Annotated in this window: 20 protein-coding genes and 1 tRNA gene; 12 read left to right on the top strand and 9 right to left on the bottom strand. The window is 56.3% G+C overall.

Annotated elements, in window-relative coordinates:
* The first annotated feature begins 81 nt into the window (after positions 1–81).
* Positions 82–1227, top strand: a complete 1146-nt coding sequence (gene dctP / locus IEV54_RS02790) for a TRAP transporter substrate-binding protein DctP (RefSeq protein WP_223825421.1) — start codon at positions 82–84, stop codon at positions 1225–1227.
* A gap of 30 nt (positions 1228–1257) precedes the next feature.
* Here the strand turns inward: dctP and IEV54_RS02795 are convergent.
* Positions 1258–1352 (bottom strand) — tRNA-Sec (locus tag IEV54_RS02795).
* 142 nt (positions 1353–1494) lie between these two features.
* Here IEV54_RS02795 and apbC point away from each other — a divergent pair.
* On the top strand, positions 1495–2589 hold the full coding sequence (gene apbC / locus IEV54_RS02800) for an iron-sulfur cluster carrier protein ApbC (RefSeq protein WP_150277341.1): 1095 nt from the start codon (positions 1495–1497) through the stop codon (positions 2587–2589).
* A gap of 97 nt (positions 2590–2686) precedes the next feature.
* Positions 2687–3253 carry a dCTP deaminase gene (dcd, locus tag IEV54_RS02805; protein ID WP_150277340.1) on the top strand — a complete coding sequence of 189 codons (567 nt, stop codon included), beginning with the start codon at positions 2687–2689 and terminating at the stop codon, positions 3251–3253.
* A 181-nt stretch (positions 3254–3434) separates the two neighbouring features.
* On the opposite strand, the gene IEV54_RS02810 is transcribed toward dcd, so the two are convergent.
* Positions 3435–4166 carry a TorF family putative porin gene (locus IEV54_RS02810; RefSeq protein ID WP_150277339.1) on the bottom strand — a complete coding sequence of 244 codons (732 nt, stop codon included), beginning with the start codon at positions 4164–4166 and terminating at the stop codon, positions 3435–3437.
* Between the two features lie 212 nt (positions 4167–4378).
* The gene (locus tag IEV54_RS02815; RefSeq protein WP_268235127.1) at positions 4379–4765 is read right to left on the bottom strand and encodes a GNAT family N-acetyltransferase; all 387 of its coding nucleotides are present in this window, start codon (positions 4763–4765) and stop codon (positions 4379–4381) included.
* On the opposite strand from IEV54_RS02815, the gene IEV54_RS17425 reads away from it, so the two are divergent.
* Both IEV54_RS17425 and IEV54_RS02820 read left to right on the top strand, forming a co-directional pair.
* Complete coding sequence (locus IEV54_RS17425) at positions 4756–4884, top strand: hypothetical protein (protein ID WP_263363760.1); 129 nt, start codon at positions 4756–4758, stop codon at positions 4882–4884. The two genes, IEV54_RS02815 and IEV54_RS17425, sit on opposite strands and share 10 nt — an antisense overlap.
* A 6-nt stretch (positions 4885–4890) precedes the next feature.
* Positions 4891–5319 carry a universal stress protein gene (locus IEV54_RS02820; RefSeq protein ID WP_150277338.1) on the top strand — a complete coding sequence of 143 codons (429 nt, stop codon included), beginning with the start codon at positions 4891–4893 and terminating at the stop codon, positions 5317–5319.
* Between the two features lie 18 nt (positions 5320–5337).
* On the opposite strand, the gene IEV54_RS02825 is transcribed toward IEV54_RS02820, so the two are convergent.
* On the bottom strand, positions 5338–5565 hold the full coding sequence (locus IEV54_RS02825; RefSeq protein ID WP_150277337.1) for a hypothetical protein: 228 nt from the start codon (positions 5563–5565) through the stop codon (positions 5338–5340).
* Positions 5566–5706: 141 nt separating this feature from the next.
* Here IEV54_RS02825 and IEV54_RS02830 point away from each other — a divergent pair, with 141 nt between their 5' ends.
* Positions 5707–5898 carry a CsbD family protein gene (locus IEV54_RS02830; RefSeq protein ID WP_150277336.1) on the top strand — a complete coding sequence of 64 codons (192 nt, stop codon included), beginning with the start codon at positions 5707–5709 and terminating at the stop codon, positions 5896–5898.
* Positions 5899–6199: 301 nt separating this feature from the next.
* Positions 6200–7054 carry a CAP domain-containing protein gene (locus tag IEV54_RS02835; RefSeq protein WP_188434301.1) on the top strand — a complete coding sequence of 285 codons (855 nt, stop codon included), beginning with the start codon at positions 6200–6202 and terminating at the stop codon, positions 7052–7054.
* Between the two features lie 41 nt (positions 7055–7095).
* Here the strand turns inward: IEV54_RS02835 and IEV54_RS02840 are convergent, their stop codons facing one another.
* On the bottom strand, positions 7096–7377 hold the full coding sequence (locus tag IEV54_RS02840) for a peptidylprolyl isomerase (RefSeq protein WP_150277334.1): 282 nt from the start codon (positions 7375–7377) through the stop codon (positions 7096–7098).
* Positions 7378–7480: 103 nt separating this feature from the next.
* Between IEV54_RS02840 and IEV54_RS02845 the strand changes: the two genes are divergently transcribed.
* Positions 7481–7777, top strand: coding sequence for a hypothetical protein (locus IEV54_RS02845; RefSeq protein WP_150277333.1), 297 nt, complete (start codon positions 7481–7483; stop codon positions 7775–7777).
* Here the strand turns inward: IEV54_RS02845 and IEV54_RS02850 are convergent.
* Positions 7766–8113 (bottom strand): DUF3135 domain-containing protein, encoded by a 348-nt coding sequence (locus tag IEV54_RS02850; RefSeq protein ID WP_150277332.1) that lies wholly within the window; start codon positions 8111–8113, stop codon positions 7766–7768. The genes IEV54_RS02845 and IEV54_RS02850 overlap by 12 nt on opposite strands.
* A gap of 331 nt (positions 8114–8444) precedes the next feature.
* Here IEV54_RS02850 and IEV54_RS02855 point away from each other — a divergent pair, with 331 nt between their 5' ends.
* From IEV54_RS02855 to arsJ, 4 genes are all read left to right on the top strand, one after another.
* Entirely contained in the window at positions 8445–9263 is an 819-nt protein-coding gene (locus IEV54_RS02855) for a CHAD domain-containing protein (protein ID WP_188434302.1), read from the top strand.
* A gap of 68 nt (positions 9264–9331) precedes the next feature.
* Positions 9332–9727 carry a metalloregulator ArsR/SmtB family transcription factor gene (locus tag IEV54_RS02860; RefSeq protein ID WP_150277330.1) on the top strand — a complete coding sequence of 132 codons (396 nt, stop codon included), beginning with the start codon at positions 9332–9334 and terminating at the stop codon, positions 9725–9727.
* A gap of 35 nt (positions 9728–9762) precedes the next feature.
* A complete protein-coding gene (locus IEV54_RS02865) occupies positions 9763–10770 on the top strand; it encodes an ArsJ-associated glyceraldehyde-3-phosphate dehydrogenase (protein ID WP_150277329.1) in 1008 nt (335 codons plus the stop codon).
* A 20-nt stretch (positions 10771–10790) separates the two neighbouring features.
* Positions 10791–12017 (top strand): organoarsenical effux MFS transporter ArsJ, encoded by a 1227-nt coding sequence (gene arsJ, locus IEV54_RS02870; RefSeq protein ID WP_150277493.1) that lies wholly within the window; start codon positions 10791–10793, stop codon positions 12015–12017.
* 8 nt (positions 12018–12025) lie between these two features.
* Here the strand turns inward: arsJ and IEV54_RS02875 are convergent, their stop codons facing one another.
* From IEV54_RS02875 to IEV54_RS02885, 3 genes are all read right to left on the bottom strand, one after another.
* Positions 12026–13033: a zinc-dependent alcohol dehydrogenase family protein gene (locus IEV54_RS02875; RefSeq protein WP_150277328.1), complete on the bottom strand. Its 1008-nt coding sequence runs from the start codon at positions 13031–13033 to the stop codon at positions 12026–12028.
* An 83-nt stretch (positions 13034–13116) separates the two neighbouring features.
* On the bottom strand, positions 13117–14526 hold the full coding sequence (locus IEV54_RS02880; RefSeq protein WP_150277327.1) for a dihydrolipoyl dehydrogenase: 1410 nt from the start codon (positions 14524–14526) through the stop codon (positions 13117–13119).
* 148 nt (positions 14527–14674) lie between these two features.
* Positions 14675–15223 carry a PRC-barrel domain-containing protein gene (locus IEV54_RS02885; RefSeq protein WP_150277326.1) on the bottom strand — a complete coding sequence of 183 codons (549 nt, stop codon included), beginning with the start codon at positions 15221–15223 and terminating at the stop codon, positions 14675–14677.
* Between the last annotated feature and the right edge of the window lie 301 nt (positions 15224–15524).

Here is a 15524-nt window from a genome sequence, read left to right on the forward strand (position 1 = left end):
TTGTCTTTGCACAAAATGGACAAGCGCCGGGCATGTGTTATGGTTTGGTGGTTAACCAGAACAATTCAGAAGGAGCGTTCCATGAAATTGCGTAATGGATTTATAGGTATGGCTGCGTTAGCGCTGGCTGCGTGCGGCGGCGACGAACCCGAGACCACCGCACCAGAAACATCAGCGGCCCCCGAGCCTGCTGAAACCACGGTGCAGACCTGGCGCATTGGTCTGGAAGAAATTGAAGGCAGCGTTCAGTATGAATACGGCGCCAAATTTGCCGAGTTGATTAACGAAAAGACGGACGGCGAAGTTGAAGTGCAGCTGTTTCCCTACGGGCAGCTCGGCGGCTTGACTGATATCTACGACCAGGTGCAGGCAGGTGCAATCGAACTCGCATTCGGATCTGGCTTCCTGGGTGGCACGGTTCCCGAGTCGCAACTCTTCAGTCTCAACTTTGTTCTTACTGACGATGAAATGAAGAACACGGAAATCCTCAATGATCCCGCCTTCCGCCAGCACCCTGATCTGGTTGCCGCTTTCAATGAGCGTGATCTGCATCCGTTGGCCATTGTGCCCGAGGGCTGGCAGGTATGGAGCGCCAACAAGGCGGTTCGCACACCTGAGGACTTCGACGGCATGGCAATCCGTACCATGGATAACCGCCTGCTGCGCGAAACCTACAGCGCCTATGGCGCCGACCCGACTACCATGGAATATGGCGAGTTGTTCAGCGGCATGCAGTTAGGTCAGCTTGATGGCAACATTCAGCCGGTATTTGCCCACCAGGAAATGGACTTCTACCAGGTTCAGGATTACTTGATCTTCGCAAATCAAGCGCAGTTCATCGCGACTTTCATGGCCAATCAGGACTGGTACGAAGGGCTTGCTGAAGAGCACAAGGAAGCGGTTGACGAGACCGTTGTCGAACTCATTCCTTACATTCACGATGTTCAGACCCGTCTGAACGAGGAGCGTCTGGAAATCATCACCGAGAACAGCGATATCGAGCTGGTGTATCTCACTCCCGAGGAGCGTGAAGCCTTCCGCGAGTTGAGCCTGCCGGTGCGTGACACCTTCGCCGAAATGGTAGGTGAGCGCGGTACTCGCCTGATGAACGTGCTGATCGACCTGGTTGATGAGGAAGACGCCGGCGCAGCCGACGATTCCGCAGACCAGGACGGCTCCGACATGGCTGAGGAAGCCGAAATGGAGACCGAAGCAGCCGAAATGTAAGGCGTTATATCCGCGCTTTACGGGCCTGATTGGCGGAAGGGAATAGGAGTCGAACCTACCAGACGCGCCTTGCGCATCTCACCGGGTTTGAAATCCGGGCGCCCCACCGGGGACGATGCCCTTCCGTTGGCCGCTAGGCTAGCATAGAGAAGGCGACAGACTCAGAGTCTGTCGCTTTTTTTATGTCTGTTTGTCCTGTGCATGGTCTTTCATGCTTCGCGGTCCGCCAGTAGGATACACACACTTATTCATGTCTCCGGATGGATTATGACTGACATATCGCGCTCCGCTGTAGAAAAAGCCCTGGCCCAGTATCAGGACCCTTACCTCCAGACGGATCTGATCAATGCAGGCTGCCTGCGCAGTCTCGATATTATCGGCTCTGAAGTTCAAGCCGAGTTCGTCCTTGGCTATGCAGCTGCGGGCATCAGGAGCGGTATCGAGCAGATGCTCCAGGTGGCTGTGGAAAATCTTGAGGGCGTCAGCTCCGCACGTATCAGTGTGCGCTGTGAAATTCAGACAGCCCCTGCTCAAGGCTCCATAGCTGCTCTGGAGAATGTCAGGAACATCGTCGCTGTAGCCTCCGGGAAAGGAGGTGTGGGTAAATCTACCACTGCGGTCAATCTGGCGCTGGCGCTGGCCCGAGAGGGGGCCAGGGTGGGTATCCTGGATGCAGATATATACGGCCCCAGTATGGGGCTGATGTTAGGTCTGCCCGAGGGCACACGGCCAGAGGTCAAGGACCAGAAATTCTTTGTGCCGCCGCGAGCCCATGGCGTGCAGGTAATGTCCATGGCATTTCTGGTGGATGACAAAACCCCCATGGTCTGGCGTGGACCTATGGTCTCGGGGGCACTGATGCAGTTGTTGACGCAAACAGCCTGGGATGATTTGGATTATCTGGTAGTGGATATGCCCCCGGGTACGGGTGATATCCAGCTCACCCTGGCGCAGAAAGTGCCGGTTACTGGTGCGGTGATTGTCACCACCCCTCAGGATCTGGCTCTTCTTGATGCGAAGAAGGGCATTGAAATGTTTGCCAAGGTCAATATCCCGGTACTGGGGATTGTGGAAAATATGGCAATCCACATCTGCTCCAATTGTGGGCATGCAGAGCACTTGTTCGGTGAGGGCGGAGGTGAGCGGCTGGCCAACGATTACGGTGTTGACCTGCTGGCCTCCATGCCACTGTCCATGATGATTCGGGAGCAGACCGATGCCGGTGCGCCTACGGTTGTTGCCGAGCCCGAGTGTCAGATCAGCATGCTCTATCAGGACATGGCCCGTCACGTCGGCGCGCGCATCGCTGAGCGCGCCAGGACGGGTGGTGCTATGCCCGACATCAGCATCAGTGATGAGTGAGTTTCCCCAGGCATGTCTGCAGGTGCCGGCGGGGCTTTTTCCCGCTGGCAATACCCGGTAACATGCGGTCTCTTTTCGGCACATCGCAGGGCACATCATGAGCATCAAGTCTGACCGTTGGATACGTCGCATGTCCCAGGAACAGGGAATGATCGAGCCCTACGTCGAGCGTCAGGTGCGTGGCGACGAGGGTAATCGAGTCATATCCTATGGGGTTTCCAGCTACGGCTACGATGTGCGCTGCTCCAACGAGTTCAAGGTGTTCACCAACATCCACTCGGCCACCGTTGATCCCAAGCATTTCGACGAGAAGAGTTTTGTCGACATCACCAGTGATGTCTGCATCATTCCGCCCAACTCCTTTGCGCTGGCACGTACTGTCGAATACTTCCGCATTCCGCGGAATGTACTGACTATTTGTCTGGGCAAGAGCACCTATGCGCGCTGTGGCATCATCGTCAACGTCACACCCCTGGAACCAGAATGGGAAGGCCATGTGACGCTGGAGTTTTCCAACACCACCACGCTGCCTGCCAAGATTTACGCCAATGAAGGCGTAGCACAGATGCTGTTTTTCGAGTCTGACGAGCCCTGTGAAGTGTCTTACCGTGACCGGGGTGGCAAGTATCAGGGGCAGCGCGGCGTCACACTGCCGCGGGCTTGACCGGCAGCATGCCGGCTTTCTCTTAATCTCGGCAATATGCATGAAGGTTGATCTGGGCATCCGTCGACGGGCTGCCGAGGCCTGAAGAAAACCAGAGCCTAAAAAAACCGGAGCCGTGTTTGCCACGATTCCGGTTAAAAGCTGAGAAGCAAACACGGCGCCCAATGGGCGCCGTACTAAATCAGAAGCTCTTTGAAGCAGACAGAGTAACGTTGGAGTCGCAAGAATCGCTATCAACGTATATTGCTGTGCACTCGTTGCCAAGGTTGGTGTCGCTGTACATCAATGCCCAATCGATACCTAGCATTGTCTTGCCCAGAGTCACAGCCCAGTCAGCATAATCTTCATCGCTGCTGGCGCCGATCGGATCCTTCGTGTCGGTGCGACCATAATGCAGACCCAGGCCGATATCGTAGGGCAATTCAAAGCCATAGCCGATGTAAGTGTAGAGCGCGCTTTGGGGCTCATAGGCGTACTTGACGCCGCCACTGAAGCCGTAGGCGTCTACGTGAGCGATCCATTCGTCAACCGCATCAATACCCTGGGGAAAAGTGTAAGTGTTCCAGGAAACCGCGTAGCTGATGTCTTCGGTGATGGCGCCACCGTATCCGACATAGTAGTCCAGCTCGATGCTGGCTCCGCCGAAATCTTCATCAGCGACGTTAGAGCCCCAGGCACCAAGGAATACGCCGCTTTCGTGGGCAAAGTCCAAGCTCGCCTGAACCGCGCCGGCACCGTTGGTCTGTGACTGGCCGCGCCAGATGTAATCAGAGGCCAGAGTGGCGGTCATGCTGGCATCGATCTCACCAATGGCAGTCTCGAAGGTTTCCGCATGGGCCATATTGGCAAAGCCGAGTGTGCTCGCAGTGGCGATGGCGGCTGTCAGTTTTTTCATCATTTTCGTGTACCCCATGTTTTATGATTGCTGTAGTGGTTCAAAATGCGTTGGCATGGGACACATAGCATTTTGCTTGCCAGGTTTTATCTTTATTATATAAATCATGTGTTTAGGTTAATATTTTGAGAATAATTCAGCACTCTACCAGTTTTGGCGGGCTGGGGTTCGCCCTAAAGTAGTGCCGCTTTCCAGCCCAGGTGATTATGCTGGTGCGTACCCCAGACTTGTCAGTTATCCAGCCACATGGGTACTAGGTCTTTGCTTCTCTGGTAGCGCTTAAGTTTGCTTGCGAGGGATTCGGGAAGGCTGGGACAGTGAGCAAAGCCGTGGCTGCGGTACAGCTGTTCAAGCCCGGGTTGGCAAAACAGCCAGATGGGTCCAGTGACTGAAGCACAGGCATTTTCAAGCAGGTGACCTGCCAGCCCCTGGCGGCGCATGCGGGGGTCCACGAACAGGCTCGTGAGCCATTGTCCATGAGCCATCGGCTGTAGACAGAGACAGGCAACTAACTGATCCGAGCGCATCGCCCACACTGTATGCTCGGGGCGTGTTTTCATCCGGCTGCCATGTAGCCGGTAAAATTTGTCTGCCAGGGGTCGCTCGGTTGGCTGCAGTACTGCGCAAGGATAACTATCGCTCGGTTCACGGCGAGCTTGATGTGCATCAAGCGGCATCACGTCCGGTCTGCCACAATGATCAGAGTGTAATCATCAAAATGGACAATCTGGAGTAAGCGCAAATGCATACGATATTGCTACCCTTTGACGGCTCGGAAAGCGCAATGCGCGCAGCTGAGTATCTGGTCGATTTTTCAGCGACACTTGGTGACGTTACCGTACATGTGGTCAATGTCCAGACAGAACCAAAACTCTTCGGCAACTACGTATCGCCGACCATGCTGGACCAGCTGAATGCGGGTGCGCTAGATCACGCGGCGGAGGTAAACGCGAAGGTGGCCGACAAATTGCGCGCCGCGAATCTGGCCGTTCAGACCCATGAAATAATGGGTGAGGTCGTCAGTGAGCTGGTTGACGCTGCCCGCAAGCTCGGCTGCACCATGATTGTGATGGGTACCCGGGGCATGGGTAGTCTCGGCAACCTGGTGTTGGGCTCCGTGGCCAGCCAGGTTGTGCATGAGACGCCGATACCGGTCTTGTTGGTCAAATAACTGGGCCGCACCCACGCTTCAGCGTTTACCCATGGACCTGCGGGTCCCCTTGGGCGCCATGCCGATTTTCTTTTCATGGCGGGCGTTGCTGCCTTTCTGGTGCCAGGGCTGAGCTGGAGCCTGCTTTGGCGCAAAGTTGGCCGGGGCGAAGGGAAACTTGAAAGCCGGGACCTCAGTCTTGGCGTGGGTCTCGATCGAATCGGTATTTTTGGCAACCGTTTGTTCGAGTGGCAGGTGCTCAGTCATGGCGCAATCCGTGATAGAAAAAAAGTGGATATAAGGGCGCGCGAGTATACCTGTTTCCCGCACATTTTCCCGATTCGTTGGAACTAATTCCGCCCCCTCCTGGTCGATTGGGTGTAAGCCAATTTATATGTGAGGTATACCATGAGCGATAAAGAAGACAAGTTGAAAGGTAAAGCCAACGAAGCTATCGGCAAAGGTAAGCAGGGCGTTGGTGAAGCAACTGACAACGAGGACCTTAAAGCTGAAGGCGATCTCCAGGAAACCAAAGGCAAGGCCCAGGGTGTGAAGGGTGAAGCCAAGGAAAAGATCAAGAAGGGCGTGGATAACGCGTAACTCGGGTCTGATAGTAGTAAGTTGCTGATCAAAGCCGGTAGTTTCCCTACCGGCTTTTTTGTGGCCATCGTTCCGCTTTTAATCCTCTGTCACGTACGGTCACAGTCGGACTCTGGTGCTGTATCAAGTTGGGCAGATGGAACTGTGGCGGTGTAAATGCTGTCACTGTGATGAATTCGTTCAAAAAACCTATTTTGCTGACGCGGTCTGAAAAGCCCGCAATCTGGCGAATGGCTTACGAGGTTTCCACATGCTTCACTCCCACTGCAAACAGCAATCATCAGCTCCTCGCGCTGATGCCATGTCTCCGATTTCGCGTCTGGCAGTCAGCCTGCTCGCAAGTGCGGGCCTGTTCTGGACGTCTGGCGTGGCAGCCGAGCAAAACACCGAGCTGGTCAATCTGATCAACGAATATCGCGATTCTGCGGCCCAGTGCGCAGGGCAAGAGATGGCCGGTACCGGTCCGTTGGCACCCAACTCGGCACTGGCTCAGGCCGATCTGTCCTCGGCTGATTGGCAGGTTGCTCTGCAAGAATCGGGCTACCAGGCTTCGGCCGCTCAGTTAGTTCAGTTGTCAGGTCCTGCTGATGCCCGACAGGCGATGACCATGATTCAGAGCCGTTTCTGTAAGGTATTGCGCAGTGGTCAATATGCCGAAATCGGTGTGTCTCGCTCTGGTAACGAGTGGCAGATAGTGCTTGCCAGCCCATTGATTTCCAGAGAATTCATGGATCGCGACTGGATGGACGTTGGGCAGGAGGTGTTGGCTGAGGTCAATCTTGCGCGTCGGGAGCCGCGCACCTGTGGCGACCAGACCTTTGCTGCGGCGAACCCACTGACCTGGGATGCTCGCCTCGCGCGGGCCGCACATGAGCACAGTGGCTACATGGCGGAGGGTGCCGTACTCAGTCACGCTGGGCCTACCGGAGAGCAGGTACAAGCGCGGGTGGATGCGGTGAACTACGAATGGCGTAAATTGGGTGAAAACGTTGCAGTGGGCCAAAGCTCGCCAAAACAGGTAGTTGAGGCCTGGCTGCACAGCCCGGGGCACTGCGCGAACATCATGAACCCCGAGTTTACGGACATGGGCGCTGCATTCGAAAGCCGGCCGCAGAGTTCTATCTACTGGACTCAGGTGTTTGCGAGCGAGCGCTAGAGCCGGAAATGTGCCCGGCCTGCAACGGCCGGGCAGCAGGATCAATCCTGACGGCTGGTCACTTCCAGCAGGTGATACCCGAACTGGGTTTTCACCGGACCTTGCACAACATTGATGGGTGCGCTGAACACCACTGTATCGAACTCCTTGACCATCTGGCCTGGTCCGAAGGTACCCAGGTCACCGCCCTGACGACCTGATGGGCAAGAGGAGTTATCTTTTGCAACCTGTGCGAAATCGGCTCCGCCTTCAATGGCGCTCTTGAGTTCGTTGCACTTGTCTTCTGTAGCCACGAGAATGTGACGTGCGCTGGCTTTGGGCATGGGTTTGTGCTCCTGTGATTGAAGGGCAGGAGGTTACCGCAATCAGCTGTCACCCGAAAGCGCTCCAGGCCACAATCCCTTCCATGCTACCGCTGAGAGTGTCATGTCCCGCGACGAGCCTATTTTGCATGCCGCCACCGAAACCTTGAGTTTCTGCCAGATTGATTACCTGAACGGTTTTACCAAAGGCACGGCCTTCAGGCTCTTCAAGGCCGGTCGCCAGCATTTGGTGGAAGGACAGGATTATTTCTATCTGCCGGCAGTACAGCATGCGGACAAGATTCAGTTGCTCAAAGCCACTGGTCAGATATATCCAACCACCGTCAATCTGGTGCTGATCACCCGTCCAGGATACGGCAAGCTTCGGCAAGGGCAGGGGTTCGCTGGTTCAGGCGCCTGAGCGATGCCTGACAAAAGGAATCACCCTAGCTGAGGGGGTATTGTCGAGGACGAAACCGGGACTCTGCAGGGACGTCAGAGTTGCCTGTAGCTCAACAGTCGAATCGAGCATCAATTGCGAAAGTCTCATACAAGCCTGGAGGGGGTTGCGAGCTCTGAGCCGCTCGCCCTCGATAACAAATGCCAGCCCCCGTAACCTTCGTCTGCTCGCGGGGGATGCGTTGTTGATCAGCTCCTCGGTCAAGGTTTTGCGCAAGTTCTCCAGCGCTTCGGGTTGTTGTTGCGCCATGGTTTGCATTTCCTCAAAGCTGGGTAATTGCATTGTGATCTTGGCCATCGTTCTATCCTCTGGGGGTGGCGACTGGCAATCGGCACGTCAACACAGGGCTGGATCAGCGCTTGGAAACGAACACCGCTGTTGCTCTGCTACAGCTAAAGACCGCATTTGCTGAAAGTAATTCAGCATGAATCAGAAAGTTGGGTCTTCCTCACGGGAATAGTCCCATGAGCTATATTCCAGGTATCAATATGCGGCGCTCACTTCGCGCCACCAGTGATCAGACTCTCAGGTGTTATCGATGGCCTATCGAATCAAGCCCCGTAAATCAGCGACTAAACAGGTGCGACGCGTGGCGTTGGAAAGGCTGCATAAGGCGCGGAAGGCGTTAATGTTGCCACCGCAAGATCGCGCTCGCGGCATACATCAGGCTCGCAAGCGACTCAAGGAGGTACGAGCCCTGATCCGACTTGTACGCAAGCCGCTTGGAGAGACGTTCAAGGAGGAGAATCGGCGTTTTCGTAACATTAATCGCAAGCTGTCTAGCATGCGTGATGCTGGCGCCCTGATTGAAATCTGGGACATTCTTGCCGATGCTGAACCGGAGCGCTTTGCCTCGCAGGAAAAGCGCGATGTGCGCCAGCGCCTGGTTGTTCGCGGCCAGGATGGTGGTCAGACGGTAGAGGAGTCGCATCAGATTCTGAATGAAGTAATCGAGGATCTGGCAAAGGCAGAGGATGCGGTTGCGGCCTGGCCAGCGAAGGGTGAGACATTTGCATTGGTCTCAGATGGGTTGAAGCGCACCACGGCGGATGGTCGCAGAGCCCTGGAAGCGGCGTGCGATTCGGTTTCCGATGACCGGCTGCATGACTGGCGCAAGCGAGTGAAAGATCACTGGTATCACACCCGGCTGCTGAAGTCCGCCTGGCCGGCAGCTCTCGATGCCCGTACGGCCATGCTCAAGGATCTCGCTGACCTGCTGGGGCAGGATCATGACCTCTCGATGTTGCAGACCATGCTGGACAAGGAGCCAACGCTGTTTGGTTCCGCGCAGCAGCGCGAGGAGTTGCTTGAAATTGCCGGCAAACGACGCGATGAGTTGCAACATAGCGCGTTCAGACTAGGTCTACGTTTATATGCCGAGTCGCCAGCGGCGTTGTGCAAACGTTGGGGACGTTATTGGAAAATTGCGCGCGCCGAAAAGACCTGAACGGGGCTTTACCTTATATTCGTTTTCCCATATATTCGGATAAACGCATATGCAGGTAGGTAAAGAGTATGGGGAACACAGTGGCAACGTCAGATGCCGGCGAGGAGCTCACGCCCACAGCGTTATTCAAATGCCTGGCTGATGATACCCGTGCACGCATGACGTTGTTGATCGCCCGTGAAGGGGAGTTATGTGTGTGTGAACTCACTTCAGCCCTGAATGAGAGCCAACCCAAAATTTCACGACACCTCGCTCAGCTGCGCACCTGTGGTGTTCTCGAGGATGAGCGGCGTGGCCAGTGGGTGTACTACCGCCTTCATTCCGACTTACCCGAATGGGTGTTGGCCATGCTGACTCCAGTCATGCAGGCCAACCAGCAGTGGCTTGAGAGTGACAGCCGCCGTCTCGCGAAGATGGCGGGCCGGCCTGGCAGGGCGGATGTATGTGGTATTCGCGGCTGCTGAAATAAACCAGATCCGTTACACCCGGAGGAGCAAACATGAGCATCAAGGTAGGCATCAATGGTTTCGGCCGCATCGGGCGTCTGGCGTTGCGTGCGGCGTGGGATTGGCCCGAGCTGGAGTTTGTGCAGATAAACGATCCTGCTGGCGACGCGGCGACACATGCACATCTGCTCAACTTTGATTCGGTCCACGGGCGCTGGCTGCATGAAGCCAGCAGCGAAGGTAATGATCTGCTGATTGATGGGCAGCGTCTCAAGCTAACGGCCAACAAGGCTATTGCCGACACCGACTGGTCAGGTTGTGATCTGGTTATTGAAGCCAGTGGCAAGATGAAAACTGTCGCTGTGCTACAGGCCTACCTGGAACAGGGGGTCAAGAGAGTAGTGGTCAGCGCTCCAGTCAAGGAGGCTGGGGCGCTGAACGTGGTGCTCGGTGTCAATGATCATCTGTTCGAGGCAGCCAAGCACCGCATTGTCACCGCCGCTTCCTGCACAACCAACTGTCTGGCCCCGGTCGTTAAGGTGATCCACGAGAACCTGACAATTCGGCATGGATCGATCACGACTATCCATGACATCACCAACACCCAGAGCATTCTCGACCAGCCACACAAGGATCTTCGCCGGGCACGTGCCTGTGGCATGAGCCTGATACCCACTTCCACTGGGTCTGCCACTGCGATTGCAGAGATTTTCCCCGAGCTCAAGGGGCGGCTCAACGGCCACGCGGTACGGGTGCCTCTGGCCAATGCGTCACTGACCGACTGCGTCTTCGAGGTCGAGCAGGCGACCACGGTGGAGGAGGTAAACGAATTGTTCAAGGCGGCCGCGGCCTCTGGCCCGCTCAAGGATATCCTCGGCTACGAGGAGCGCCCATTGGTCTCGATCGACTACCGTACGGATCCGCGTTCCTCGATTGTCGATGCGCTTTCAACCATGGTGATCAATGGTACCCAGGTGAAGATCTATGCCTGGTACGACAACGAGTGGGGCTATGCCAACCGCACGGTTGAGCTGGCCAGAATGGTAGGCAGCGCCGACTGACAGGCAGGAGCCTAGACGTGATCAAAGCATTGGCGGCATTGAGTCCGCAGGTACGTCAGTACCTGTTGGTAACAGGCAACTACTGGGCATTCACGCTGACCGACGGCGCGTTACGCATGCTTGTGGTGCTGCATTTTCATACCCTGGGTTATACGCCGCTGGAGATTGCAGCACTGTTTCTGTTCTACGAAATCTTCGGGGTGGTTACCAATCTGGTGGGCGGCTATCTGGGTGCCTGGGTAGGGCTCAACCGAACGATGAATATCGGTCTGGCCATCCAGGTGATTGCACTGCTGTTACTGACAGTGCCTACTGCCTGGCTGAGTATTCCTCTGGTCATGGGCGCCCAGGCACTGTCGGGCATAGCCAAGGATCTCAACAAGATGTCTGCCAAGAGCTCGATCAAGCTCCTGGTGCCAGGTGATCAGCAAAGCACTCTTTACAAGTGGGTAGCCATACTGACCGGCTCGAAGAACGCGCTCAAGGGTGTTGGCTTTTTTCTGGGTGGTTTATTGCTAGCGACAGCAGGGTTCCGCGGCGCAATGTTGATCATGGCTGGAGCGCTGGCGGTCATCTGGATATTCAGCGTCATCTCGCTCAAGAAAGACCTGGGCAAGGCCAGTGCCAAGCCCAAGTTTCGCGAGCTGTTGTCCAAATCCCGGGCGATCAACATTCTTTCTGCAGCCCGTATGTTTCTGTTCGGCGCGCGAGATGTCTGGTTCGTGATCGCCTTGCCTGTCTATCTGAGTACCATATTTGGCTGGAGTTTCTGGCTGGTGGGCGGCTTTATGGCCACCTGGATTATCGGTTACGGCATAGTACAGTCGGCTGCACCACTGATCACCCGCCGCAAGGATGGGCGTGTACCCGATGGGCGGGCGGCCATGCTTTGGGCGCTGATGCTCGCTGGGCTGCCTGCAGCCATTGCTCTGGGCATGGATTCACAGTGGTCAACGCAGGCAGTCATCGTCATCGGTTTGCTGGTGTTCGGAGTGCTGTTTGCGGTCAACTCCTCTTTGCACAGCTACCTGATCGTCAGCTATGCCAAGGATGACGGCGTCTCGCTGGATGTCGGCTTCTATTACATGTCCAATGCGATGGGCCGTTTGATAGGTACAGTCCTGTCGGGTTGGGTGTACCAGGCCTACGGACTGCAGGCCTGTCTTTGGGTGTCCAGCGCCTTTGTGGCGATGGCTGCCGTGATTTCCCTGGGGCTTCCCCGTGCCCACGAGCTGACGAGACCTTAGGGCGGCACTCAGAACTCCAGGCAGATCTTGCCGAAATGGGCACCGCTTTCCTGGTGGCGGAAGGCGTCGGCAATCTTGTCCAATGCAAAGCTGCGGTCGATTACCGGACGCATATCGATTCTTTCCAGCGCCCGAATCATATCCAGCTGATGCCTGCGACTGCCAACAGTTACCCCCTGAATACGAGCCTGTCGATACATCAGTTCGGCGGTGGGCACCTCGCCAATCATGCCGGTCAGCACGCCGATCAGAGCAATATGGCCGCCCACCTTGATGGCCTTTATCGATTGCGGTAGCGAACCTGGGCCGCCAACCTCGACAACGATGTCCACGCCGCGTCCACCTGTCAGCTCCCGGACGCGCGCTCCCCATTTCTTTTCGGTCTTATAGTTGAGTACATGGGAGGCGCCCATTTCCTTGAGACGGTCCATCTTCGCTCCGCAAGATGAGGTGGCAATGACCTCGGCACCCATGGCGCGAGCCATTTGCAGCGCGCAGATCGACACGCCGCCGGTGCCCTGGACCAGTACGGTGTCCCCAGCCTTGATGCCGCCATCTACAACCAGCGCGCGCCAGGCGGTCAAGCCCGCCGTGGTCAGAGTGGCCGCTTCTGCGTGGCTATAACCCCTGGGCGCCTCGGTAAACCAATGGGCCGGGGTAACGGCTACCTCTCGGGCATAGCCGTCCATTCCATCCCCAGGCACGCCGCTGGCAAAGCCGTCCATGGGGCCACCTTCCTGCCACCAGGGAAAAAAGCAAGACACTACGGCGTCACCAACCTTGAATTCTTCGACTCCCTTGCCAACCGATTCGACCACTCCGGCCCCATCTGCCATCGGGATCCGTCTGTCTGCGTTGGGGATTTTCCCGGTCACCACCAGGTAGTCGTGGAAGTTGAGCGAGCTGGCGTGAATGCGAACGCGGATTTCCCCACGGCCCGGTTGGCCAGGATCATCACGCTCCACAACCTGTAAACGTTCGAGACCGCCCGGGGATTTCAATTCAATAGCCTGCATAACGCTCTCCGCTGTTGATACGTCTGAAAACCCTAAGCCTAGCAGGCGACACAGGGACTGCTGTCAAGTTGGCCAGCCCTGGCTCAGTCCAGCGCCTGGATTCTGAATTCGCCACATTTTGCCAGGTCAGCGTCGTTACAGGGCACCTGTTTGACTATCGCTCTTAGCGCACTGCGCAGGCCCTCTTCCAGTACGGGATGATAGAAGGGCATGCGTAGCACCTGATGGACGGTGAGCCCCTCGCTGATTGCCAGGCCCAGCAGGTGCGCCATGTGTTCAGCTGCGGGCACGCACATCTCGGCACCGATCAGCACCGCGTCCTTGCCCCTGGCATATATACGCATCAGCCCCTGATTGCGTTGCGCTGCCACGGCACGGCCCTGACGAACGAAGCTCGCCTCACCGATCAGTGCATCTGCATCGAGCTCTGCAAATCGTTGCCCGACAAAGGCCACCCCCGGCTCGATAAATACCACTCCCATGGGTGTACGTCTCGGAAACGCCGTAGGCTTATCAGCCATCGCGTTGTGCGCTGCGATATAACCTTCATCGGCAGCTTCGTGGAGGATGGGCGCATGTTGGTTGACGTCTCCGGCTATATAAACCGGCAGCTCGCCTATTTGCGTTGTGGCGGGGTCAAATGGCGGCATGCCGCGCTCGTCCAGGGGTACGCCGAGGGCCGCCAGGTTGAGGCTGTCGATGTTCGGTTTGCGGCCCACGGCAACCAGTACACGGTCCACAAGAATGCTGAACGCTCCAGTATCCACGCGCACGCCGTCGCCATCGGCGTGCAAGGAAACATCCGCGCCGGTGTGAATGCTGAAGTCCTTTTCCAGCGCCTCACGCAGTGCCTTGCTTACCTCTGGATCGCTTATGCCGGCCAGGCTGGTGCTCTTGTCAAAGGCGTGTACCTCGATGCCCAGATATGCCATGGCCTGCGCCATTTCCAGCCCGATTGGCCCCAGGCCAATGACAGCCATGCGTTCAGGGAGAGTTTTCTGTTCGAAAAAGGTGTCGGTAGTCAGCACCCGGTCACCGAGTGCCTTCCAGGGGGCAGGCATGACCGGGCTGGAGCCTGTGGCCAGGATAATACGCTCGGCATGGTGTGTCTGGCCCTCTACCTCGACTGTCTGAGGCCCAAGCAACCGGGCCAGGCCTTGAATATTGCGTTTGCCCAGGGTAGCTGTCGCCTCCAGGGTGCCACTGACAAAGTGATCGCGAAGCTTCCTTACGTGCTGCAGCATGGCCGGAATGTCAGCGGCCACGTGCTGGCCCCCGCGAATGCCAACCCCGGCCAGCTTGTTGCAATCATGCAATGCCCTGGCCGACTCGATCAGTACCTTAGAGGGCATGCAACCTACGCGTGCGCAGGTTGTGCCGTAGGCGCCGGCGTTGATCATGAGTACCTTGTCAGTCTCTTTTGATACTTCGCGCAGTGCCGCGAGACCTGCTGTACCAGCCCCGATAATAATGACATCCCAATGTTCAGCCATGCGTCCTCCAGAAAAACGGTTTTCTCTATCCTAGGCGATCTGTGAATGCCAGGCACAAAAAAACCGCCAGCGGACGTGTCCGGCAGGCGGTTTGCTGAGTCCAGGTAATACTGCCCTTGGGGGCAGTACCATGGCTCAGGCGGCGAAATTACTCTTCGCCGGCCATATCATCTTCACGCTGCATCGCTTGCTTGGTGTTGTTCCAGGCTGATGAGGTAGCGTGCTTGGTATTTTCCCAAGCGCTTTCAGTGGTGTCCTTGGTGCTTTCCCAAGCCTTGTTAAGCTCTTTCTGGGTATTGTTCCACCACTCTTCGCTGTACTCTTCAAAGCCCTTCAGCTCTTCGCCAGCGGAGGTGACGTGCACGTTGTAGCTGACATCACCGAACATGGGGTTGTCATCGGTTACGCGGGCTGTGAAATCGCCGCGGTTGACGATGACGTCACGCTCGCCAATACCGAGAAATTCGTTGGTCTGGACTACGATGGAGTGCAGGCCCATGTCATTACCGAGCAGAATGTCTTCAACATTGCCGACTTCATCGCCGTTCGCGTCGAATACTTCGGCCCCGAGGAGGTCTTCTGCCGAATACAGGCCTTGGGCATGCATGTTGTGGTCATCGGCGATGGCCGAGAAACTCAGACCCATGGCGCCGGCCAGCAGTGGAATACCCAGTTTGCGCATTGTATGTGTAGTCATAATGTATCTCCTCAATTGCTTTAAAAGTGATCTTCAGCCCTGCATGGGACTGTGATCAGTGCTTGCGGTTCAACCGATATGACGGTTGAGCTGTCAAGCGTCGTTTCTCAAAACGGCATTGCTCTTCAGGAATCAGGTCAGGCTCGCAAGGAACTGTGTTGGCCCTGAAGACATGCCGGAATTCACAAAACGGCAACACTGTGACGACACCCAGTTCAAAAAATTCCATTGAATTTCATCTGCATCAATTTCATTGCAGCGAACGCCCGGCTTTTCAAAGGCTCGATAGCCAGCTGATACG

The organism is Halopseudomonas salina, from assembly GCF_014637955.1.
Lineage (GTDB): Bacteria > Pseudomonadota > Gammaproteobacteria > Pseudomonadales > Pseudomonadaceae > Halopseudomonas > Halopseudomonas salina.

What these genes read in the sequence shown, in the direction of transcription:
- IEV54_RS02885 (WP_150277326.1), bottom strand. Translation starts at nt 15,223, where the DNA reads ATGACTACACATACAATGCGCAAACTGGGTATTCCACTGCTGGCCGGC.
- IEV54_RS02830 (WP_150277336.1), top strand. Translation starts at nt 5,707, where the DNA reads ATGAGCGATAAAGAAGACAAGTTGAAAGGTAAAGCCAACGAAGCTATC.
- IEV54_RS02820 (WP_150277338.1), top strand. Translation starts at nt 4,891, where the DNA reads ATGCATACGATATTGCTACCCTTTGACGGCTCGGAAAGCGCAATGCGC.
- IEV54_RS02865 (WP_150277329.1), top strand. Translation starts at nt 9,763, where the DNA reads ATGAGCATCAAGGTAGGCATCAATGGTTTCGGCCGCATCGGGCGTCTG.
- IEV54_RS02845 (WP_150277333.1), top strand. Translation starts at nt 7,481, where the DNA reads ATGTCCCGCGACGAGCCTATTTTGCATGCCGCCACCGAAACCTTGAGT.
- IEV54_RS02850 (WP_150277332.1), bottom strand. Translation starts at nt 8,113, where the DNA reads ATGGCCAAGATCACAATGCAATTACCCAGCTTTGAGGAAATGCAAACC.
- IEV54_RS02855 (WP_188434302.1), top strand. Translation starts at nt 8,445, where the DNA reads ATGTTGCCACCGCAAGATCGCGCTCGCGGCATACATCAGGCTCGCAAG.
- IEV54_RS02880 (WP_150277327.1), bottom strand. Translation starts at nt 14,526, where the DNA reads ATGGCTGAACATTGGGATGTCATTATTATCGGGGCTGGTACAGCAGGT.
- IEV54_RS02860 (WP_150277330.1), top strand. Translation starts at nt 9,332, where the DNA reads ATGGGGAACACAGTGGCAACGTCAGATGCCGGCGAGGAGCTCACGCCC.
- dctP (WP_223825421.1), top strand. Translation starts at nt 82, where the DNA reads ATGAAATTGCGTAATGGATTTATAGGTATGGCTGCGTTAGCGCTGGCT.
- dcd (WP_150277340.1), top strand. Translation starts at nt 2,687, where the DNA reads ATGAGCATCAAGTCTGACCGTTGGATACGTCGCATGTCCCAGGAACAG.
- IEV54_RS02825 (WP_150277337.1), bottom strand. Translation starts at nt 5,565, where the DNA reads ATGACTGAGCACCTGCCACTCGAACAAACGGTTGCCAAAAATACCGAT.
- IEV54_RS02835 (WP_188434301.1), top strand. Translation starts at nt 6,200, where the DNA reads ATGTCTCCGATTTCGCGTCTGGCAGTCAGCCTGCTCGCAAGTGCGGGC.
- IEV54_RS02875 (WP_150277328.1), bottom strand. Translation starts at nt 13,033, where the DNA reads ATGCAGGCTATTGAATTGAAATCCCCGGGCGGTCTCGAACGTTTACAG.
- IEV54_RS02810 (WP_150277339.1), bottom strand. Translation starts at nt 4,166, where the DNA reads ATGGGGTACACGAAAATGATGAAAAAACTGACAGCCGCCATCGCCACT.
- IEV54_RS02840 (WP_150277334.1), bottom strand. Translation starts at nt 7,377, where the DNA reads ATGCCCAAAGCCAGCGCACGTCACATTCTCGTGGCTACAGAAGACAAG.
- apbC (WP_150277341.1), top strand. Translation starts at nt 1,495, where the DNA reads ATGACTGACATATCGCGCTCCGCTGTAGAAAAAGCCCTGGCCCAGTAT.